The sequence below is a fragment of the Modestobacter sp. Leaf380 genome, from assembly GCF_001424485.1.
Taxonomy (GTDB): Bacteria; Actinomycetota; Actinomycetes; order Mycobacteriales; family Geodermatophilaceae; genus Klenkia.
Window position 1 is genome coordinate 101,797 of the sequence record NZ_LMQC01000024.1, and the last position, 20,319, is coordinate 122,115.

Consider the following 20,319-nt stretch of genomic DNA (forward strand, 5'->3'; position numbering starts at 1 on the left):
AGCCTCCGGTCAGATCCAGCCGTGCCGGCGGGCGGCGTCGACGGCGGCGTGCCGGTTGGGGGCACCCAGCTTGGTGGCCGCCGCCGACAGGTGGTTGCGCACGGTGCCCGGGGACAGGTGCGCCCGGGCGGCGATCTCCTCGACCGGCGCGCCACCGGCGGCCAGTTCCAGCACGTCGGCCTCCCGCGGGGTGAGCGGGGAGTCCCCGGCGCTGATCGCCTCGGCGGCCAGCTCCGGGTCGACGTAGCGCCCGCCCCCGTGCACGGTCCGGACGACGTCGGCGAGCACGGCGGCGTTCACCGTCTTGGGCAGGAACCCCCGCACCCCGGCCTCCAGGGCCCGCTTGAGGTGCCCGGGCCGACCGTGCCCGGTGACGATCACGACCCGGCAACCGGGCAGCACGGTGCGCAGCTCCCCGGCCACGGAGATGCCGTCCCGGTCGGGCATCTGCAGGTCCAGCACGCAGACGTCGGGGGTGTGCGCCCGGGCCATCGCCAGCGCCTCGGCGCCCGACGCCGCCTGGGCGACCACCTCGACGTCGTCCTCCAGGCCCAGCAGGGCGGCCAGCGCGGAGCGGATCAGGTTCTCGTCGTCGGCCAGCAGCACGCGCACGGTCACGCCGGCACCCCCGCCCGGACGGTGAACCCGGTGTCCGCCGGGCCGGCCTCCAGACGACCCCCGCCGGCGGCCAGCCGCTCGGCCAGACCGGTCAGCCCGTTGCCCCAGCCGGTCGGCGCGCCGGCACCGTCGTCGTGCACGGTCAAGATGGTCCCCCCGGGGTCCTGGGTGAGGGTGATGTCGCAGCGGCCGGCCGAGGAGTGCCGCAGCACGTTGGTCACGGCCTCCCGGACCACCCAGCCCAGCAGCTCCTGGGTGGCGGCCGGCACGGCAGCGACGTCGTCCTCACCAGTGACGGTGGTGGTGACGCCGGCCGAGCGCAGCACCGAGCGCGCCCCGGCCAGCTCGGAGGCCAGGTCGGTGGCCCGGTAGCCGCGGACCACCTCGCGGACCTCCCGCAGCGAGGACTCGGCCAGCGAGCCGACGCCGTCCATCTCCTCGGCGGCGCCGTCCCGGCCGCGGCGGGTCAGCTCGGCGGCCAGCTGGCTCTTGACCGCGATGGCCGAGAGGTTGCGGCCCATCACGTCGTGCAGGTCGCGGGCGAAGCGCAGGCGCTCCTCGGCCACGGCCAGCTGCAGCTGCACGCCGCGGGTGCGGTCCATCTCCTGGACCACCTCGAGGATCCAGACGGTGAACCGGAACGCCGAGGCCACCGCGACCAACGCGATGGCGATCGCCACCCCGGAGGCGACGGCCGGGCCGGGGAGGGCGCCGTCGACCAGCGCGACACCCGTGGCCAGCGCGCCGCAGCCCAGCGACGCCCAGGTCAGGCGGCGCATCGACCAGGTGACCGACAGCGCCATCAGCACCGCCCCGCCGAGCATGCCGACGGCGCCGGGGGCCGAGGGCGTGGGCTCCGGCCCGCCGGTGACCGCGGCGACGGCGACCACCGCGGTCAGCCCGGCGACCGTGCCGACCACGGCGAGCTGGCCGGCCGTCGGCATGCTGGCCGGCGCCGCGGCCCGGGCGTCGAGCCCTGCGCGGGTCAGCCAGGTGCAGGCCAGGGCGGTGGCCACGGTGCCCACGACCAGCAGCAACGGCAGCACCAGGCCCGACGCCGACCAGCCGGGGGCGACGGCGAAGAGCAGCAGCGGGGGCAGGCCGAGGTACGCGGCGTAGTAGGACCACCGGGTGTAGAGCTCGATCCGCTGCGGGTCGGTGCGCGTGCGCCACCAGCGCGAGACGGTCGGCACGGCGCTCATGCTGCCGTACCGACCGTCCCGCAAGGCCGAGGTCACCGGCGCGGGGCCCACCGGAAGCCCCGGGCGGCGGCGACGCCGGCCACGACGAGCCAGACCGCGAGCACGGCGGCCGGCTGCAGGGCCGCGGCCCACAGGTCCCCGCCGGAGACGGTCTCGCCGTCCCAGGTGGTGCCGGCCAGGCCCAGCTGGACCAGCTCGATCACCGGGGTGACCGGCAGCAGCCGGGCCACCGTGGCCAGCCAGTCCGGGAAGACGCTGATCGGGTACAGCAGGCCGGACAGCGCGGTGTTGACCAGCACGATCGGCAGGGTGGTGATCTGCGCGGACTCCGGGGTCCGGGTGAACGACGTGCTCGCCGCGGCCAGCAGCACCATCAGCAGGATGCCGGCCAGCACGCCGACGACGGGCAGGACGACGTCGGCGGGGGCGGTCCACTCCCCCAGCGCCAGCACGCCGACGGCGACGACGGCCAGCTGGCCCACGGTGATGAGCAGCGTGGGGGCGGCGGTGGCGGCCAGCACCTCGGTGCCGGTGAGCTCGCCGGTGCGCATCCGCTGGAGCACCAGGTCCTCGCGCCGGGCCACGTAGGTGGTGACCAGGTTGTAGTAGGTCAGGTAGATGAGAGTGATGCCGACGGCGGCCTGCAGCAGCAGCGGGCCGAGGGCGACGCCGTCCTCGCCGGCGCCCAGGACCGGGACGGCGGCGACCAGCAGCAGCGGCAGCACGACGGAGTTGACCAGGGCGGTGCGGTTGCGCAGCAGCAGCCGCGTCTCGGCGGCGGCCAGCGACCGGACCCGGCTCCACCGGGACGGCCCGCCGGTGGCGGTGGCGGTGGCGGGGGTGGTGGTGGTGGTGGTGGTGGTGGCGGCGGTCATCGGTTCTCCTCCGGGGTGGTGGCGACGGCGGGGTGGGCGCCGTCGGCGACGGCGAGGAAGGCCTGCTCCAGGGAGCCGGCCCGGGCGAGCAGGGTGCGCAGCACGACCCCGTGCTGGGCGGCCCAGGCGAGCAGCTCGGCGAGGACCGGCTGCAGGGAGCCGGTCTGCCACTCGACCCGGCGGCCGGTCGAGACGACCTGGACACCGGCGGGCACCGGCGGCTGGGGGGCGTCGTCGTCCAGGACGAAGCGGACGGTGGCGGGCTGGGTCTCGGCGATCTCGGCCTGGGTGCCCGACAGCACGACCTGGCCGGACCGCATGACCGCGACCCGGTCGGCGAGCACCTCGGCCTCCTCCAGGTGGTGGGTGGTCAGCAGCACCGCGGCGCCGTCGGCGACCAGGCCCTGCACCAGCTCCCACACCTGGCGGCGGGACTCGGGGTCCAGCCCGGTGGTCGGCTCGTCCAGGACGACGACGCTGGGGCGGCCCAGCAGCGCCAGGGCCAGGTCCAGCCGGCGGCGCTCGCCGCCGGACAGCGACCGGACCCGGACGTCGGCCCGGCCGGTCAGGCTGACCTGGGCGAGGGCCTCCTGGACCGGGCGGGGCGCGGTGAGCGTGCCGGCCCAGGTGCGCAGGGTCTCGGCGACGGTGAGGTCACCGGGCAGCCCGCTGGTCTGCAGCAGCACGCCGAGCTCGCGGCGGACCCGGGCCCGGTCACGGACCGGGTCCAGGCCCAGCACCCGGACGGTGCCGCCGCCGGCCGGTGCGAGGCCCTCCAGCACCTCCAGCGCGGAGGTCTTGCCGGCGCCGTTGACACCGAGCAGGGCCAGCACCTCGCCGGGCTGGACCTCGAAGGAGATGCCGCGGACGGCCTCGAAGTCGCCGTAGCTGCGGCGCAGGTCGGTGACCTCGATGGCCGGGGTGGTGCGGGTGCTCCGGGGTGCCGGGGGTGCGGTGGCGGGCTGCATCGTCGTCCTCCTGGGTGGGTCCTCGTCCGTCACCACCGACGGTGCCCGCCCCCGGGCCCCGGGGGAGGTGCCGTCCTCCACGACCTGCGCGGGGGGTCTGCACGGTCCACCCGTGAGGTTCGTCAGGGGTGGGGCGTGTCCACAGGAGCGAGCAGCAGCGCGAGGGCCCGGTCCAGCGCCCGGAGGACCTCGTCCGCGGCCTCCGGGGCGTAGAGCAGCCGCGTGGTCCAGCCGTCGGCCAGCGCGACGACGGTGCTGGCGACCGCTGCCGGGTCCGGCTCGTCGGGGCGCGCGTGGCCGACGGCCCCGGTCAGCCAGCCCAGCACCGTCGCGTCCTGGTCCCGCAGCACGTCGGCCATCCAGGGGACGGTCGCGGCCCGGCCGGCCACTGCGGTCCAGACCAGGCCCTCCTCCCGGCGGACGGCGTCCAGCGGCAGGGTCTCCTGGACCAGCGCGGCGACGTCGGTGGCCAGGTCCCCGGTCTGCGGGAGCGCGGCCATCCGGGCACCGACCCGCTCGGTCATCCGCTCGACGGCAGCCGTGAGCAACTCGTCCTTGGTGCCCAGGGTCTTCTGCAGCGCCCCCGCCGACCAGCCGGCCTCGGCCGCGACCGTGCGGATGCTCACCGCCTCCAGTCCACCGCGGGCCACCAGACGCAGCGCGGCGTCGGCGAACTCGGTGCGCCGGGTCATGGATACGACTGTATCCTGTTTCGCATGAGCACCGACCACCGCCCCGGCACCCAGCTCCGGGCGACGTCCCTGGACCGCCTCGGCAGCGCCCTGACCACCGGCGAACTCGACCTGGAGGAGTACGAGCGGCGCACCGGCCTCGCCCGGTCCACCACCTCGACGGCCGAGCTGACCGGGCTCACCGCCGACCTCGCCGAGGACCCCCGCGCCGCCCGCCGCCGAGACCGGCGCGAGTGGGTCGAGGAGTGGCGGTGGTGGCTGGCCGGCGTCGTGGTGCTGGTCGGCGCATGGGCGGCACAGAGCGCCGTCGACGGCGTACCGCGGGCGTTCTGGCCGGGCGTGCCGCTGGGGGTCTGGGCCGCCGTCCTGCTCGCGCTCGCCGTCGTCCCGCGCGGTCGGGACTGACCCGCCCAGCCGCGCGCCGGGACGCCGTCCTGGATAGGTTCGACCCGTGCCCGACACCGACCGCTGGCTGGCCCTGCAGGGGACCGCGAACACCCGCGACCTGGGCGGGCTGCCGCTGGTCGGCGGCGGGGCGACGGTGCCGGGCCGGGTGCTGCGCAGCGACGACCTACAGGAGCTGACCGAGCAGGACGTGCACCTGCTGGTCGACGAGCTGGGCGTGACCGACGTCGTGGACCTGCGCACCAGCGCCGAGGTCCGGATGGAGGGCCGCGGGCCGCTGCGGGGTCTCCCGGGCGTCAGGCACCGGCACTTCACGCTGATCCCCGAGGCCGGGGAGCACACCGACGTCTTCGCCGCCGAGGACCCGCAGGCCGACGTCGACCTGCCCTCGGACTGGGTGGAGACGCTGCTGCCGCGGGCGGTCGCGGCCGGCGACGAGGACGAGACCCCGGCGGTGAAGTCCTACCTGGGCTACCTGTCCGACGGCGCCGAGAACGTGGTGGGTGCGCTGCGCGCGGTGGCCGCGGCACCCGGCGCGGCGGTCGTGCACTGCGCCGCTGGCAAGGACCGCACCGGCGTGGTGTGCGCCCTGGCCCAGTCGGTCGCCGGGGTGGAGCGGGAGGCCGTGGTCGAGGACTACGCGCTGACCGCCGAGCGGATCCAGGGCGTGGTGGACAAGCTGTCGGCCCGGTCGACCTACGCCCAGGACATGGCCCGCCGGGACGTGGCCAGCCACACCCCGCGCGCGGAGACGATGCGCCGGGTGCTGGACCTGCTCGACGAGCGGGACGGCGGCCCGCTGGGCTGGCTGACCGCGCACGGCTTCGGCCCCGAGGAGCAGGCCGCGCTCCGGGACCGGCTCACCCGGCCCTGAGCCCTCGGCCCCACCGGGCCCGGACGGCGAACGACCCCGCACTCCGCGAGGGAGTCGGGGTCGGTTGCCGTGCGCCGTCGGGACGGCGCTGCGTCAGCGGATGACGGCGGTGAACTGGCTGCTGTTCGCCAGGGTCAGCAGGTCGTCGCGCATCGCGGGGCTGCTGCTGCGGGCGAGCGCCTTGTCCAGGGCCCGACGGGTCCGCGACGCCTGACGACGCTGACGCCAGGTGCTGGTCACGCTGCTCATGGTGTGTCCCTCTTCCGTACTGCTGCGGTTGTTGTTACGCCTGTATTAAAGCAGGCGAGCGTCCGTTTGTTCCAACGGAACGGAGGTGATGTCGGCGTTTGATCTACGGATGTTCACCCGAAAGCAGCAGGGACCTACGAATGGTGTCCGGCGCCACACGCTGGGGGTGGCCCCGGACACCCCGGCGCCGGGAGCGCCGTGCCCAGGGCCACAGCGGGCCCGCGCGTGTCGACCCCGGACACGACGAGCCCCCGCCGACCGGGTGGTCGACGGGGGCTCGGCACGGAGCGGCGCGGCGCGGCGCGGGGTCAGGCAGCGGCGTCCAGCACCTCGCGCACGGCGGCGCGGGCCGCCGTCGGGTCGTCGGCCGCCAGCGCCACCTCGGCGGCCTGCTGACAGGTGGCCAGCGTGACCGTGCCGAGCTTGGCGCCGACCCCGGCGACCGAGGACGCCGCGCACGACAGCGACGTGATCCCCAGACCCACCAGCACGCAGGCCAGCAGCGGGTCGGCCGCTGCCTCGCCGCACACCCCGACCGGCTTGCCCACGCGCTGCCCGGCCTCGGCGGTCAGCTGCACCATCCGCAGCAGCGCGGGCTGCCACGGGTCGGTGAGGTCGGCCAGGTCGCCGGAGAGCCGGTCGGCGGCCAGCGTGTACTGGGAGAGGTCGTTGGTGCCGATGGACAGGAAGTCCAGGTGCTGCAGGAACCGGTCGGCCAGCAGCGCGACCGAGGGCACCTCGACCATGACGCCGGGGACCATGCCGCGCTCGCGCACCAGGGCGGCGAACTCGGCGGCCTCGGCCACAGTGGAGACCATCGGTGCCATCACCCAGGGGGTCGCACCGGTCCGCTCCGCGGCCTGGGCGACGGCGTCCAGCTGGCGGGTCAGGATGCCGGGGTCCAGCCGCGAGGTGCGCAGTCCGCGGACGCCGAGGGCCGGGTTGGCCTCGTCCGGCGGGGTGGCGAAGGCCAGCGGCTTGTCCGAGCCGGCGTCCAGGGTGCGCAGCACGACCTTGCGGCCGGCGAAGGCCTCGAAGACCTCCGCGTAGCCCTTCGCCTGCTCCTCGACGCCGGGCTCCTCGGAGTGGCCGAGGAAGGCCAGCTCGGTGCGCAGGAGGCCGACGCCCTCGGCGTGCGCGGCGGCCGCGGCACGCGCCCCGGCGCCGTCCTGCACGTTGGCCAGCACCTGCACGGCGTGCCCGTCCGACGTCGTGGCCGGACCCTCGTAGCCGGCCAGCGCCTGGGCCGCCTGCCGGGCGGCCTCCACGCGGGAGCCGGCCTCGGTCGGGTCCGGGTCGACGGTGACGGTGCCCTGCTCGCCGTCGACGAGCACGACGGCACCCTCGGGGACGTCGGAGAGCCCGCCCACGGCGACGACGCAGGGCAGCCCGAGCTGGCGGGCGATGATCGCGGTGTGGCTGGTGGAGCCGCCCAGGCGGGTGGCCAGCGCGACCACCCGGGTCGGGTCCAGCCCGGCCGTGTCGGCGGGGGCCAGGTCGTCGGCCAGCAGCACCGACGGGGTGTCGGGGTTGGTGACGCCGGGTTCGGACTGCCCGGTCAGCTCGGCGACGATCCGGTCCCGGACGTCGTTGACGTCGGTGACCCGCTCGGCCATCAGACCGCCCAGGCTGGCGAACAGCTCGGCGAACTGCTGGGCCGCGCCGACCGTGGCCACCGGCGCGGACGCCCCACCGTCGATGCGCTGCTCGACGGTGGACAGCAGGCCGCGGTCGCGGGCCAGGCCCGCGGTGGTGCCCAGCACGGCGGCGCTGACGCCGCTGGCTGCGGCGGCCCGCTCGGACAGCCGGGTGGCGACCACCTCGGCGGCGGCACCGAACCGCGCCTTCTCCGCGGCGCGGTCGCCCTCGGCGACCGGCTCGGCGTCCTCGGTCGGCAGCTGGACCGCGCCGTGCGGCCGGATGACCGGCCCCCACGCCACACCGGGGACGACCGGGGTGCCGGTGAGCACCGTCGGGCCGTCGGCGCTCGGGGTGACGGCGGCGTCGGGGGTGGTGGTCGACATCGTGTGCGGGGCCTCTCTGTCGGGCTGCGGAGCGGCCGGTGGCCGTTCACGGGCGGACTGCGCGGTGGTGCGGTGCGTGCGCCGGCGCCGGTGCCGGACGAGTGCGGGGCGTGCGGGGAGCGACACGGCGGGCGTTCGTACACCCACCGCGGGCCCCGGTGACCAGAGTCACGACAAGGCCTTGACTTGTCAACGTAACCAACGTAAAACAACACCAACACAGACGCGAAGCCACACGAACGGGCAGCGAGACGTGACCCGGACGACGCCGAGGAGGTGACCGTGTACGCAGAGGAACGCCAGCAGGCCATCGCCGGTCTCGTCGCCCAGCGCGGACGGCTCGCCGTCACCGCCGTCGCCGAGCGGTTCGGCGTCACCACCGAGACCGTCCGCCGCGACCTCGCCGTCCTCGAGCGCGCCGGGATGCTGCGCCGGGTGCACGGCGGCGCCGTCCCCACCGGCGCGCTGACCGTCGTCGAGCCCGGCCTGGGCGAGCGGCGCGGCACCCGCACCGAGCACAAGCGCCGGATCGCCTCCGCCGCGCTGACTTTGGTGCCCGACGTCGACGGCAGCCTGGTGCTCGACGGCGGCAGCTCCACCGCCGCGCTGGCCGAGATCCTGCCCGCCGACCGGCGGCTGCTGGTGGTCACCAACTCGGTGCCGATCTCCCACCGGCTCACCGTCGCCCCCGGCGTCAGCCTGCACGTGCTCGGCGGCCGGGTCCGCGGCATCACCCAGACCGCGGTCGGGGAGAGCACCGTGGCCGCCCTGGCCGACCTGCGCGTCGACGTCGTCTTCCTCGGCGCCAACGGGGTCAGCGCCGGCCACGGCTTCTCCACCCCGGACGAGACCGAGGCCGCCAGCAAGCGCGCCATGGTCCGCGCCGCCCAACGCGTGGTGGTCCTGGCCGACAGCAGCAAGCTCGGCCGCGAGCACCTGGTCCGCTTCGCCAGCGTCGACGACGTCGACGTCCTGGTCACCGACGACGAAGCCGACCCGGACGTCGTCGCCGAGATCGAGTCTCACGGGATCGAGGTGCTCACCGCATGAGCAACACCATCGTCACGCTGACCGCCAACCCCAGCCTGGACCGCACGCTGGAGCTCCCCGGGCCGCTGGAGCGGGGCCTCGTCGCCCGGCTGGGCGTCAGCCACACCGAGCCCGGCGGCAAGGGGGTCAACGTCTCCCGCGCCGTCGCCGCCGCCGGCGCCGACGTGGTCTCCGTGCTCCCGGCCGCCGACGAGGACCCGATGGTCCGCGCGCTGCAGACCCTGGGCCTGCGGCTGGCCACGGTCGCGATCACCGACGCCGTCCGCACCAATTACACCCTCACCGAGCCCGACGGCACGACGACGAAGCTCAACGAGCCCGGCGCCCGCCTGGACGACGCCGTCCGCGCGGCGCTGCTCGCCGCCGTCGTCGAGCACGCCGCGACCGCCTCCTGGGTGGCGCTGTGCGGCTCGCTGCCCCCGGGCACCCCGGTCGGCTGGTACGCCGACCTGGTCCGGGCCGTCCGCTCCACCGGCGCCCGGATCGCCGTGGACACCTCCGAGGGGCCGCTGCTCGCCCTGCTGGCCGCCGGCCCCGACGCCGCCCCGGACCTGCTCAAGCCCAACACCGAGGAGCTGGCCCAGCTCGCCGGGGTCGACGAGGCCACCGTCGTCGCCGACCCCGACGCGGCGCTGGCCGCCGTCGCCACCCTGCACGAGCGCGGCGTGGGTGCGGTGCTGCTGACCCTGGGCGGCGACGGCGCCGTCCTCAGCACCGCCGACGGCGGCCTGTTCTCCGCCCGTCCGCCGGCCATCACCGTGCGCAGCACGGTCGGCGCCGGTGACTGCAGCCTGGCCGGCTACCTGCTCGCCGACCTGGCCGGCGCCCCGCCGGCCGACCGGCTGCGCAACGCCGTCGCCTACGGGTCGGCCTCGGCCTCCCTCCCCGGTTCCGCCGTCCCCACCCCGGCCCAGGTGGACGGCGCCGCCGTCCGGGTCACCGCCGGCCTGCCCGGCAGCAGCACCGCACCGCCGCACGAGCACGCCCCCGCGCACTGACGCACGCCGCGCCCCGCACCCGCACCCGAGCCACCCCGACCGCGAACCACCCCACCGCGACCCATGGAGCACCCGTGTCCGCACTGATCACCACCGACCTGGTGGCGCTCGACGTCAGCCCAGGCGCTGACAAGACCGCCGTCATCCGGCACCTGGCAGGGCTGGTGTCCGCCACCGGGCGCGCGAGCTCGACCGAGGGCCTCTACGACGACGCCATGGACCGCGAGTCCAAGGTGGCCACCGGCCTGCCCGGCGGCATCGCGATCCCGCACTGCCGCTCCGAGGCCGTCACCGAGGCCTCGCTGGCCTTCGCCAGGCTCTCCCCGCCGGTGGACTTCGGCGCCTCCGACGGCCCCGCGGACCTGGTCTTCCTGATCGCCGCGCCGGCCCACGGCGACGCCGACCACCTCACCCTGCTCACCGCGCTGGCCCGCGCCCTGGTCCGGCCGGAGTTCGTCGCCTCGCTGCGCGCCGCCTCCTCCGACACCGAGGTCGTCGCCCTGGTGCAGGACGTCGTCTCCCCCGAGCCGGCCACCGCCACCACCGCCACCCCGGCCACCGCGCCGGCCGCCGGCGCACACGCCGACCCGGCCGCTGCCACCCCCGCCGCAGCCACCCCCGCCGCGTCGGCCGACCGCCCGGTGCTGGTCGCCGTCAGCGCCTGCCCGACCGGCATCGCGCACACCTACATGGCCGCCGACAAGCTGGCCTCCGCCGCCCGCGAGATGGGCGTCGAGCTGCACGTGGAGACCCAGGGCTCCTCCGGCGCGACCCCGATCGACCCCTCCGTGGTCAGCAAGGCCGCCGCGGTCATCTTCGCCGTCGACGTCGGCGTCCGGGACCGGGAGCGGTTCGCCGGCAAGCCGGTCGTCCAGTCCGGCACCAAGCGGGCCATCCAGGAGCCCGAGGTCATGATCCGCGAGGCCCTCGCGGCCGCGCAGAACCCCAACGCCCGCCGCGTCCCCGGCGCCGGCGCCTCCTCCGACGCCCCGGCGACCACCGGCGGCCGCCCGAGCGCCGGCTCGGAGATCCGCCGCTGGCTGCTCACCGGCGTCAGCTACATGATCCCGTTCGTCGCCGCCGGTGGTCTGCTCATCGCGCTGGGCTTCCTCTTCGGTGGCTACCAGATCGTCAACGGCGACCCCTCGGCCGAGGGCCTGAGCTACGGCCAGAACTGGCTGCTCAACAACAACCTCTTCGACCTGCCGGTGGCCCCGGGCATCGAGGGCCTCAACGACGGCTTCCTCGGCTACCTGGGCGCGCTGTTCGTCGTCCTGGGCCAGGCCGCGTTCGGCTTCCTGGTCCCGGCCCTGGCCGGCTACATCGCCTTCGCCATCGCCGACCGCCCGGGCATCGTCCCCGGCTTCGTCGTCGGTGCGGTCTCCCTGACCGTCGGCGCCGGCTTCCTCGGCGGCCTCGTCGGCGGCATCCTGGCCGGCTTCGCGGCCAAGTGGATCGCCGGCTGGAAGCTCCCCGCCGGTGTGCGCGGCCTGCAGCCCGTCGTGATCATCCCGCTGCTGGCCACCGTCATCTCCAGCGGCCTCATGGCCCTCGTGCTCGGCCGCCCGCTCGCCCTGGCCCTCGAGGGCCTCAGCAGCTTCCTCACCGGCCTGTCCGGCTCCTCGGCGATCCTGCTCGGGGTCATCCTCGGCCTGATGATGTGCTTCGACCTCGGTGGCCCGGTCAACAAGGCCGCCTACGTCTTCGCCACCACCGGCATCGGCGTCGCCGACCCCAGCCCCGCCTCGCTGCGCATCATGGCGATCGTCATGGGCGCCGGCATGGTCCCCCCGCTGGCCATGGCCCTGTCGACCTTCCTGCGCAAGCAGCTCTACACCCCCGCGGAGCGGGAGAACGGCAAGGCCGGCATCCTGCTGGGCCTGTCCTTCATCTCCGAGGGCGCCATCCCGTTCGCCGCCGCCGACCCGCTGCGGGTCATCCCCTCGATGATGCTGGGCGGGGCCACCTCCGGTGCCCTCATCGCGGCCTTCGGCACCGAGCTGCGGGCGCCCCACGGCGGTGTCTTCGTCTTCTTCGCGATGACGAACTTCTTCCTCTTCCTGCTCGCCGTCCTCATCGGGGCCGTCGTCGGTGGCATCGCCGTCACCGTCGCCAAGGGCATCGGCCGCACCCCGGAGACCACGCCGGCAGCGGCCACCCCGGACGCGATGGTCGGGGACGCCGGCACGACCCGTGGTGCCACCGTCGGCGCCAACTGACACGATCAGTGCCAGAACTCGACGCAGAGGAGCGCACCGCATGCCCAGCCAGACCGTGACCGTCGGATCCGCCGTCGGCCTGCACGCCCGCCCCGCCGCCCTGATCGCCGAGGCCGTCGGCAAGTCCGGGGTGCCCGTCACCCTGGCCACGCCCGGTGGCAACCCGGTCGACGCCGGCTCCCCGCTGATGATCATGACCCTGGGCGCCAAGAAGGGCGCCGAGGTCGTCGTCACCAGCGACGACGAGGCCGTGCTGGCCGACATCGCCGGCATGGTCTCCCGGGACCTCGACGCCGAGTAGCAGCCCCACACGACGCCCCGTCCCCCTCACGGGGGGCGGGGCGTTCGTGCGTCCGGGCCCGGCGTAGGAGGAGGCAAAGGACGCTCTACACCCCCCTTGTAGGCCAACAGGGGGTGCAGAGCTTCCTCCGCCGCAGGTCCACCGGCGGCGGAGGACGGGTGGGGCCTCAGGGCAGCAGGGACGCCGCCACGCTGCCGCGGACCGGGCGGTCGGCTCCCAGCAGGAGCATCTGGGCCAGGTGGTAGGCGTCGGGCTGGCCGGTCCAGGTGCCGGTGCCGACCTCGCCGGTGGGGGTGAGCTCGTGGTGCCAGCTGCCGGTGGAGCGGTCCAGGAAGTGCGCGTCGCCGTGCGCCTCCCAGGTGTGCTGCAGCCCGGCGGCGCGCGGGTCCCCGGTGACCGCGTACCGGACGGCGGCCGCGGCGACCGCCTCGCACAGCACCCAGTGCATCCGGGCGACGACGACGGGCCGGTCCGACCAGTCCAGCGTGTACGGGAAGCCGGGGTGGCCGTCGGCGGCCCAGCCACGCTCGGTGGCGGCGGTGAACAGGGCGGCGCTGTCGGCGCGCAGCCAGCCGGGCGCGCGCTCACCGAGGACGGCGTCCAGGTGCAGGCACAGCCGGGCCCACTCGAACTGGTGCCCGACGGTGACGCCGTAGGGCCGGAACGGGTCGGCCTTCGCGTCCGCCGAGTGCTCGGGCAGCGGCGTCCAGTCGCTGGTGAAGTGCTCGGGCAGCCGCCAGTCGGCCTCACGCGCCCAGCCGTGCACGATCCGCTCCGTCGAGCGCAGCGCGTGGCTGCGCAGCCGGGCGGTGGTCTCCGGGTGGGTGCCGGCCAGGGCGTCGGCGGCGGCCAGCGCGGCCTCGACGCCGTGCATGTTGGCGTTGGCGCCGCGGTAGTCCTCGGTCTGCGACCAGTCGGGGGTGGACGACTCCCGGGCCAGGCCCTCGGCGTCGTCCCAGAAGCGGTCCTCCCAGACGGCGAGGGCCTCGTCCAGCAGCTCGGCGGCCCCCGGCACGGCCGCGGTCGTCGCCGAGGAGGCGGCCAGCAGCACGAACGCGTGCACGTAGGCGGCCTTGGACCGGTCGCTGGTGCTGGCACCCCAGCCGCCGTGCTCGCCGTCCCGCAGCGGCCCCGAGGCCAGCGCCCGGACGCCGTGCTCGGCCAGCTCCAGTGCGCCCTCCCGGCCCAACAGCGCGGCCAGGGAGAACACGTGCGTCATCCGCGCGCTGATCCAGGTCTCCGTCGGCCGCTCCTCGACCACCCCGTCGGCACCCAGGTACCCGAACCCGTCGGGCACCCGGGCGCGCGCGGCGAAGGCGAGCAGCGGCCCGAGCTCGGTCTCCATGCGACCGACCCTAGAAGGCCAGTGCGGTCCCCGGGTCGTGGAGCACGGCGCCGATGTCGGCCAGGAAGCGGGAGCCCAGCTCGCCGTCGACGACGCGGTGGTCGAAGGACAGCGCCAGCTGGGTCACCTGGCGCACGCGGATCTTGCCCTTGTGCACCCACGGCATCTCACGGACCGCACCGAAGGCCAGGATCGCCGACTCACCCGGGTTGAGGATCGGCGTCCCGGTGTCGACGCCGAACACCCCGACGTTGGTGATCGTGATCGTCCCGCCGGACATCGCGGACGGACTGGTCCTCCCCTCCCGTGCGGTGGCGGTCAGGTCGGCCAGCGCGCCGGCGAGCTCCGCCAGCGACAGCCGGCCGGCGTCCTTGACGTTGGGCACGATCAGCCCCCGCGGGGTGGCCGCGGCGATGCCGAGGTTCACGTAGTCCTTGACCACGATCTCCTGGGCCGCCTCGTCCCACGAGCTGTTGATCATCGGGTGCCGCTGCACGGCCAGCAGCAGCGCCTTGGCCACGAAGAGCAGCGGGCTGACCTTGAGCCCGGCCAGCTCGGGGCGGGCGGCGAGCCGGGTGCGCAGCTGCATGGTGCGGGTGACGTCGACGGTGAGGAACTCCGTCACGTGCGGCGCGGTGAACGCGCTGGCGACCATCGCGGCCGCGGTGTGCTTGCGCACGCCCTTGACCGGGATCCGCTGCTCGCGGCCCTCCGTGCCGGCGTCGGCCACCGGGAAGCGGACGACGGTGCCGGCGTCGGCGGCCAGCTCCGCCGGGGTGCGCGCGCCCGAGCCGCGGGCAGCGTCGACGTCGGCGCGGGTGATGACCCCACCGGCGCCAGTGCCGGTCACGGTGGTCAGGTCGACCCCGACGTCCTTGGCGTACTTGCGCACCGGCGGCTTGGCCAGCGGGCGCGGGGCGCCCCGGCCGGGGGCGACGGTGCGGCTGGGCGCGGCCTCCACGTCGGGCCGGGCGGCCGCGGCGGCCTCGGCCTGGCGGCCGGTCTCCAGGCCGCCGTGCCGGACCGGCTTGGTCGTGGCGTCCGGCGCGGTGGCCAGCAGCGGCGGGCGCTCGGACCCCGGGCCGGTGTTCGAGCCGTAATCGGCCTCGGGCAGCACCTGCGGCGCGGTGGCCCGCTCGGCGGCAGCCGCACCGGAGCGGCGCGGACGGCGGACGGCCTCGGTGTTCCTCGGGCCGTAGCCGACCAGCACCGAGGTGCGACCACCCGGTGCGGGCCCGCCGATCAGCCCGGCCGCCGGGGTGTCGTCGTCGGCTGCGGGGGCGGCGGGGGCAACGTCCCCGCCGAGGTCGATGGTGATGATCGGGGCGCCGACGTCGACCGTCGTCCCCGGCTCGTGCAGCAGCTCCACGACGGTGCCGGCGAACGGGCTGGGCAGCTCGACGGCGGCCTTCGCCGTCTCCACCTCGCACAGCGGCTGGTTGGTGACGACGACGTCGCCGACCGCCACGAGCCACTGCAGGATCTCGCCCTCGGTCAGCCCCTCGCCGACGTCGGGCAGCTTGAACTGGCGCAGGTCGGCCATCTCAGAACCCCATCGCTCGGTCGACGACGTGCAGCACCCGGTCCAGGTCGGGCAGGTACTCCTCCTCGAGCTTGGACGGCGGGTAGGTGACGTCGTAGCCACCGACCCGCAGCACCGGGGCCTCCAGGGAGTGGAAGCAGCTCTCGGTGACCCGGGCGGCGATCTCCGCGCCCAGGCCCAGGTTGGTCTGCGCCTCGTGCACCACGACGCAGCGGCCGGTCCGGCGCACGGACTCCTCGACCGGGCCCAGGTCCAGCGGGGACAGCGTGCGCAGGTCGATGACCTCGATGGACTGGCCGTCGGACTCCGCGGCCTGGGCGGCCTGCAGCGCCGTCTTCACCATCGGGCCGTAGGCCAGCAGGGTGAGGTCGTCCCCGGCGCGGACCACCCGGGAGCTGAACAGCGGCGGCGGGGACACGTCCAGGTCGACCTCGGCCTTGTCCCAGTACCGGCGCTTGGGCTCGAAGAACACGACCGGGTCCGGGCAGGCGATGGCCTGCTGCAGCATCCAGTAGGCGTCGGCCGGGTTGGAGACGGCGACGACCTTCAGGCCCGTGGTGTGCGCGAAGTAGGCCTCGGGGCTCTCGCTGTGGTGCTCGACCGCGCCGATGCCGCCGCCGAAGGGGATCCGGATGGTGATCGGCATGGGCAGCCGGCCGCGGGAGCGGGCGTGGATCTTGGCGACCTGGGTGACGATCTGGTTGTAGGCGGGGAAGACGAACCCGTCGAACTGGATCTCGCAGACCGGCCGGTAGCCGCGCATGGCGAGCCCGACCGCCGTCCCCAGGATGCCGGCCTCGGCCAGCGGGGTGTCCACCACACGCGCCTCGCCGAAGTCCTTCTGCAGGCCGTCGGTGATCCGGAAGACCCCGCCGAGCTTGCCGATGTCCTCCCCCATGAGCACGACCTTCGGGTCGTCCTCCATGGCCTTGCGCAGGCCGTTGTTGAGCGCCTTGCCCAGCGTCAGGGTGGTCACTGCTCTGCTCCCTCGAAGCCGGCGTGGTAGCTGAGGAAGTCCGCGCGCTGGGCGGCGATCTCCTCGGTCTGCTCGGCGTAGACGTGGTCGAACATCTCGGTGCCGGCCGGGTCGGGCATCTCCAACGTGCCCTTCCGGATGCGGACGGCGAGCTCGTCGCCCTCGGCGTCGACGGCGTCGAAGAAGGCGGCGTCGGCCTTGCCGGAGCGGGACAGGTACGCCTTGACCCGGGCGATCGGGTCGCGCAGCTTCCACTCCTCCAGCTCACCTGCCAACCGGTAGCGGGTGGGGTCGTCGGAGGTGGTGTGCGCGCCCATCCGGTAGGTGAAGGCCTCGATGAACGTGGGACCCGAGCCCTCCCGCGCCCGCGCCAGGGCCGCGCGGGTGACGGCGAGGACGGCGAGGACGTCGTTGCCGTCGACCCGGACGCCGGGGAAGCCGAAGCCGGCGGCGCGCTGGAAGAGCGGCACCTTGGACTGGCGCTCGATCGGCACGCTGATCGCGTACTGGTTGTTCTGGCAGAAGAACACCACCGGGGCGTCGAAGGTGGAGGCCCAGATCAGCGCCTCGTTCACCTCGCCCTGGCTGGTGGCGCCGTCACCGAGGAAGGCCAGCGCGGCGGCGTCGGCGCCGTCGCGCTGGATGCCCATCGCGTAGCCGGTGGCGTGCAGGCACTGCGCACCGATGACGACCGTGTAGAGGTTGAAGCCCAGCTGCACCGGGTCCCAGCCGCCCAGGTCGTTGCCGCGGAAGAGGCTGATCACGTGCAGCGGGTCGACCCCGCGCGCCCAGGCCACGCCGTGCTCGCGGTAGGTCGGGAAGGCCATGTCGTCGGCGCCCAGCGCCCGGCCGGCGCCGATCTGCGCGGCCTCCTGGCCCAGCAGCGAGGCCCAGATGCCCAGCTCGCCCTGCCGCTGCAGGGCGGTGGCCTCGACGTCCCAGCGGCGGACCAGCGCGAGGTCGCGGTACAGCGCGCGGAGCTCGTCGTCGCCGATCTCCAGCGCGTAGTCCGGGTGCTCCACGCGCTCACCCTCGGGGGTGAGCAGCTGGACCAGGTCGGGCTGGGCGGGCAGGTGCGGCGCGCCCGCCCCGGGGACCGGGTCGACCATCTCGCGCACGTCGGGTACTGCGGTCACGACTTTCTCCTCGCCGTCGTCCCGCGGCCACCGGGGTCTCCGGCGCCACGGTCGGTGGACGTCTCCAGCACCTCGCGGCACCGGTGTGCAGCACATCACTGTGCCGCAGATCTGCGCAAGGCCCCGGCGTCCGATTGCGCAGGATGCTCGGTCGGACCCGACTGTGGCGTGGCACACTGAGCACCGTGCCCGGCATCGACGCCACTGACGCGCGCCTCCTGCTCGCCCTGTCCGAGGACCCCCGGGCCACGGTGATGGCGCTGTCCCAGGAGCTGGGGCTGGCCCGCAACACCGTGCAGACCCGGTTGGCGCGACTGGAGTCCGGCGGCGTGCTGGACCCCTTCGAGCGGCGGGTCCGGCCCGAGGCGCTGGGCTACCGGCTGGGCGCCTACGTGACCGTCACGGTCACCCAGACCTCCCTGGCCGAGGTCAGCGCCGGCCTGGCCGACATCCCCGAGGTGCTCGAGGTCATCGGGCTGTCCGGGGTGGCCGACCTGCTGGTCCAGGTGGTCGCCGTCGACGCGGACGACCTGTGGCGGATCAGCGAGCAGGTGCTCGCCATCCCCGGTGTGCAGCGCACCGACACCAACCTGGCGCTGCGCCGTTTCGTCGACCACCGGATGACACCACTGCTCCGCCGGGCCGCCGGGCTCTGACGCCGGTCTAGGGTGCGCCGTGCTCACCCGTGCGGCCCGGCCCCTCGCCAGCGTCCTCCTCGCCCTGCTGCTGGCCGGCTGCGTGACCACGGTGCCCGGGTCGCCGGCCCCCCGGGAGAGCGGCTGGACGTTCGTCGGCGAGGAGCCGTGCGACGACGCCGGTGCGGTGGGCGCCGACGAGTTCTCCTGCGTGACCCTCAGCGTGCCGGTCGACCACGCCGAGCCGACCGGTGAGCACTGGGACGTGACCTTCGGGCTGCGCCGGGCCGACGGGGACAGCCGCGGCGTCCTGGTGACCGCCACCGGCGGGCCCGGGTCCAGCGGCCTGTCGGTGGCCGATCTCTACCTGGGTTCCCGCTACCCGGCCGCGGTGGCCGAGCAGTACGACACGGTCTTCTTCGACCAGCGCGGGATCGGGCTCTCCCAGGAGTTCCGCTGCGACGACACGTACTACGGGTCCTTCGCCGAGACCGTCGACACCTCCTCCACGGCCGCCGACCGCACCGCGTACGCCGAGGCCGCCACGACGTTCGGGCAGGAGTGCTTCACCGAGGCCGGGGTCGACCCGGCCACCGCACCCCGTTACGCCACCCGACAGGCCGTCGAGGACCTCGAGGACTTCCGCGAGTGGCTGGGCACCCCGGCCCTGGTGCTCTACGGGGAGAGCTACGGGACGCAGTACGTGCAGACCTACGCCGCGGCCCACCCGGACCGGGTCGAGCGGGTGGTGGTCGACGGGGTGGTCGACCTGACCACCGACATCCAGGACTTCGCGCTGGGCTCGGCCCGCGCCGACTCCGAGATCCTGGCCCGCACCCTGCTGTCCTGCGACACCCAGCCCGCCTGCGCCGACGAGGCACCCGGGACCTCGCTGGCGGCCTACGACGAGCTGCAGGCCCGGCTGGCCGCCGAACCGGTCACCCTGGACGACGGCACCGTCGTCGACGAGGCCACCCTGAAGAGCGCGGCCTTCGGGTGGATCAGCGACCCGTACTCCCGGACCGAGCTGCAGGTCGCGGTCAACGAGGCCGTGCTCGGCGACTACTCGGCCCTCGTCGACCTCGCCGAGGACGGCGGGGGGTTCGGCCCCACGGACGACTTCTCCGACGCGCTGTTCTACGCCGTCGAGTGCCAGGACTACGACTTCGTGCCCCAGGGCGGCGACGGCGCCGCCGCCCTGGACGGCTGGCTGGACCGGGCCGCCGCCGAGGGCGTCGACCAGCTCCGGCTGGGCGACTACTACTACGGCGACACCCCCTGCCACTTCTGGCCCGGCGTCGCGGACTCCCCCGACGTCCCGCGCCCGGCCCCGGTCACCGACCCGCCCTACCCGGTGCTGGTGGTCAACGCCGACGCCGACCCGAACACCCCGGTCGCCGGTGCGCTCGGCGTCTTCCGGGACCTGACGCCCGGCCAGGGCCCCGAGGACGCCCTGGTGCTGCTGCAGGGCGGGTTCCACGTGGTCTGGGGTGCCGGCGACCCCTGTGTCGACGGCCCGGTCGACGCCTTCGTGCTCGAGGGGACCGTGCCCGCGGAGCGGTTCACGAACTGCCCCGGTGACATCGCCGACCCCTACCCCTGAGCCGTTTCCGGCCCCACCGGGGCCGGGTAGGGGAGCGGCATGGCAATCGAGACCCCGTTCGGGGCGATCGGCAAGGGCAAGCGAGGCATCTCCACCGGCGGCTGGCTGCTGCGCGGTGCCGCAGCAGGAGCGGCCGGGACGACGGTGCTCAACACCGTGACCTACCTGGACATGGCCGTCCGTGGCCGGGGCACCAGCTCCACCCCGGAGCAGACCGTCGAGGCGCTCGCGGACAAGGCGCACGTCGGCATCCCCGGCGAGGGCGAGACCCGTGACAACCGGGTCTCCGGGCTCGGCCCGCTGACCGGCATCGTCGCCGGGGTCGGCGTGGGCGCCCTGTCCGGCCTGGCCCGCGCACTGGGCTTCCGGCCGAACCCGGTGGTCGGCGGGCTCGCCGCCGCCGTGGCCGCCCTGATCGGGGCGAACGGGCCGATGGCGGTGCTGGGCATCAGCGACCCGCGGACCTGGTCGGCCACCGACTGGGCCGCCGACGTCGTCCCGCACCTGGCCTACGGCTTCGCCACCCACTCCACCCTGGCCGCCCTCGACCGCGCCTGACCCGCCGCCCGGGGGAGGCAACGTCCGGTTTCCTGGGTGGACACAGCC

20 protein-coding genes are annotated in these 20,319 nt (G+C 75.1%); 9 read left to right on the forward strand and 11 right to left on the reverse strand.

Going from position 1 to position 20,319, the window contains the following annotated elements; genetic code table 11:
* Nucleotides 1-9: 9 nt before the first annotated feature.
* The 5 genes from ASG41_RS21660 to ASG41_RS21680 all read right to left on the reverse strand — a co-directional run bounded on the left by ASG41_RS21660 (nt 10) and on the right by ASG41_RS21680 (nt 4,355).
* The gene (locus ASG41_RS21660; protein WP_056300577.1) at nt 10-618 is read right to left on the reverse strand and encodes a response regulator transcription factor; all 609 of its coding nucleotides are present in this window, start codon (nt 616-618) and stop codon (nt 10-12) included.
* A complete protein-coding gene (locus ASG41_RS21665; protein ID WP_056300771.1) occupies nt 615-1,820 on the reverse strand; it encodes a sensor histidine kinase in 1,206 nt (401 codons plus the stop codon). Before ASG41_RS21665 ends, ASG41_RS21660 begins: the two co-directional genes overlap by 4 nt.
* Nucleotides 1,821-1,852: 32 nt before the next feature.
* Complete coding sequence (locus ASG41_RS21670; protein ID WP_056300578.1) at nt 1,853-2,695, reverse strand: ABC transporter permease; 843 nt, start codon at nt 2,693-2,695, stop codon at nt 1,853-1,855.
* Nucleotides 2,692-3,663 (reverse strand): ABC transporter ATP-binding protein, encoded by a 972-nt coding sequence (locus ASG41_RS21675; protein WP_056300580.1) that lies wholly within the window; start codon nt 3,661-3,663, stop codon nt 2,692-2,694. The genes ASG41_RS21670 and ASG41_RS21675 overlap by 4 nt, the downstream gene beginning before the upstream one ends.
* A gap of 122 nt (nt 3,664-3,785) precedes the next feature.
* Complete coding sequence (locus tag ASG41_RS21680; RefSeq protein WP_056300583.1) at nt 3,786-4,355, reverse strand: TetR/AcrR family transcriptional regulator; 570 nt, start codon at nt 4,353-4,355, stop codon at nt 3,786-3,788.
* A 24-nt stretch (nt 4,356-4,379) separates the two neighbouring features.
* Between ASG41_RS21680 and ASG41_RS21685 the strand changes: the two genes are divergently transcribed.
* Entirely contained in the window at nt 4,380-4,760 is a 381-nt protein-coding gene (locus ASG41_RS21685) for a DUF1707 domain-containing protein (protein WP_056300585.1), read from the forward strand.
* 46 nt (nt 4,761-4,806) lie between these two features.
* On the forward strand, nt 4,807-5,634 hold the full coding sequence (locus tag ASG41_RS21690) for a tyrosine-protein phosphatase (protein WP_056300588.1): 828 nt from the start codon (nt 4,807-4,809) through the stop codon (nt 5,632-5,634).
* A 93-nt stretch (nt 5,635-5,727) separates the two neighbouring features.
* Here ASG41_RS21690 and ASG41_RS23885 read toward each other — a convergent pair whose 3' ends face one another.
* Both ASG41_RS23885 and ASG41_RS21695 read right to left on the reverse strand, forming a co-directional pair.
* A complete protein-coding gene (locus ASG41_RS23885; RefSeq protein WP_162245593.1) occupies nt 5,728-5,883 on the reverse strand; it encodes a hypothetical protein in 156 nt (51 codons plus the stop codon).
* Between the two features lie 308 nt (nt 5,884-6,191).
* The gene (locus ASG41_RS21695) at nt 6,192-7,907 is read right to left on the reverse strand and encodes a phosphoenolpyruvate--protein phosphotransferase (RefSeq protein WP_056300590.1); all 1,716 of its coding nucleotides are present in this window, start codon (nt 7,905-7,907) and stop codon (nt 6,192-6,194) included.
* A 282-nt stretch (nt 7,908-8,189) separates the two neighbouring features.
* On the opposite strand from ASG41_RS21695, the gene ASG41_RS21700 reads away from it, so the two are divergent.
* The 4 genes from ASG41_RS21700 to ASG41_RS21715 all read left to right on the forward strand — a co-directional run bounded on the left by ASG41_RS21700 (nt 8,190) and on the right by ASG41_RS21715 (nt 12,475).
* Nucleotides 8,190-8,957 (forward strand): DeoR/GlpR family DNA-binding transcription regulator, encoded by a 768-nt coding sequence (locus tag ASG41_RS21700; protein WP_056300774.1) that lies wholly within the window; start codon nt 8,190-8,192, stop codon nt 8,955-8,957.
* Complete coding sequence (locus tag ASG41_RS21705) at nt 8,954-9,955, forward strand: 1-phosphofructokinase family hexose kinase (protein ID WP_056300593.1); 1,002 nt, start codon at nt 8,954-8,956, stop codon at nt 9,953-9,955. Before ASG41_RS21700 ends, ASG41_RS21705 begins: the two co-directional genes overlap by 4 nt.
* A 74-nt stretch (nt 9,956-10,029) precedes the next feature.
* The gene (locus ASG41_RS21710) at nt 10,030-12,174 is read left to right on the forward strand and encodes a fructose-specific PTS transporter subunit EIIC (protein ID WP_056300596.1); all 2,145 of its coding nucleotides are present in this window, start codon (nt 10,030-10,032) and stop codon (nt 12,172-12,174) included.
* Nucleotides 12,175-12,214: 40 nt separating this feature from the next.
* Nucleotides 12,215-12,475: an HPr family phosphocarrier protein gene (locus ASG41_RS21715; RefSeq protein ID WP_056300598.1), complete on the forward strand. Its 261-nt coding sequence runs from the start codon at nt 12,215-12,217 to the stop codon at nt 12,473-12,475.
* Nucleotides 12,476-12,641: 166 nt separating this feature from the next.
* Here the strand turns inward: ASG41_RS21715 and ASG41_RS21720 are convergent, their stop codons facing one another.
* The 4 genes from ASG41_RS21720 to pdhA are packed head-to-tail and all read right to left on the reverse strand — an operon-like array spanning nt 12,642 to nt 17,475.
* Nucleotides 12,642-13,820 carry an AGE family epimerase/isomerase gene (locus ASG41_RS21720; protein ID WP_056300600.1) on the reverse strand — a complete coding sequence of 393 codons (1,179 nt, stop codon included), beginning with the start codon at nt 13,818-13,820 and terminating at the stop codon, nt 12,642-12,644.
* 10 nt (nt 13,821-13,830) lie between these two features.
* Entirely contained in the window at nt 13,831-15,363 is a 1,533-nt protein-coding gene (locus ASG41_RS21725) for a dihydrolipoamide acetyltransferase family protein (protein WP_056300602.1), read from the reverse strand.
* 1 nt (nt 15,364) lies between these two features.
* A complete protein-coding gene (locus ASG41_RS21730; RefSeq protein WP_082557220.1) occupies nt 15,365-16,339 on the reverse strand; it encodes an alpha-ketoacid dehydrogenase subunit beta in 975 nt (324 codons plus the stop codon).
* Nucleotides 16,336-17,475 (reverse strand): pyruvate dehydrogenase (acetyl-transferring) E1 component subunit alpha, encoded by a 1,140-nt coding sequence (gene pdhA / locus ASG41_RS21735; RefSeq protein WP_235565000.1) that lies wholly within the window; start codon nt 17,473-17,475, stop codon nt 16,336-16,338. The genes ASG41_RS21730 and pdhA overlap by 4 nt, the downstream gene beginning before the upstream one ends.
* A 185-nt stretch (nt 17,476-17,660) precedes the next feature.
* On the opposite strand from pdhA, the gene ASG41_RS21740 reads away from it, so the two are divergent.
* From ASG41_RS21740 to ASG41_RS21750, 3 genes are read left to right on the forward strand one after another with little or no spacing between them, the layout of a single operon-like run.
* Nucleotides 17,661-18,131, forward strand: a complete 471-nt coding sequence (locus ASG41_RS21740; protein WP_200939175.1) for an Lrp/AsnC family transcriptional regulator — start codon at nt 17,661-17,663, stop codon at nt 18,129-18,131.
* Between the two features lie 19 nt (nt 18,132-18,150).
* The gene (locus ASG41_RS21745; protein WP_056300606.1) at nt 18,151-19,713 is read left to right on the forward strand and encodes an alpha/beta fold hydrolase; all 1,563 of its coding nucleotides are present in this window, start codon (nt 18,151-18,153) and stop codon (nt 19,711-19,713) included.
* A gap of 39 nt (nt 19,714-19,752) precedes the next feature.
* Nucleotides 19,753-20,271 carry a hypothetical protein gene (locus ASG41_RS21750; RefSeq protein WP_200939176.1) on the forward strand — a complete coding sequence of 173 codons (519 nt, stop codon included), beginning with the start codon at nt 19,753-19,755 and terminating at the stop codon, nt 20,269-20,271.
* Nucleotides 20,272-20,319 lie beyond the last annotated feature (48 nt).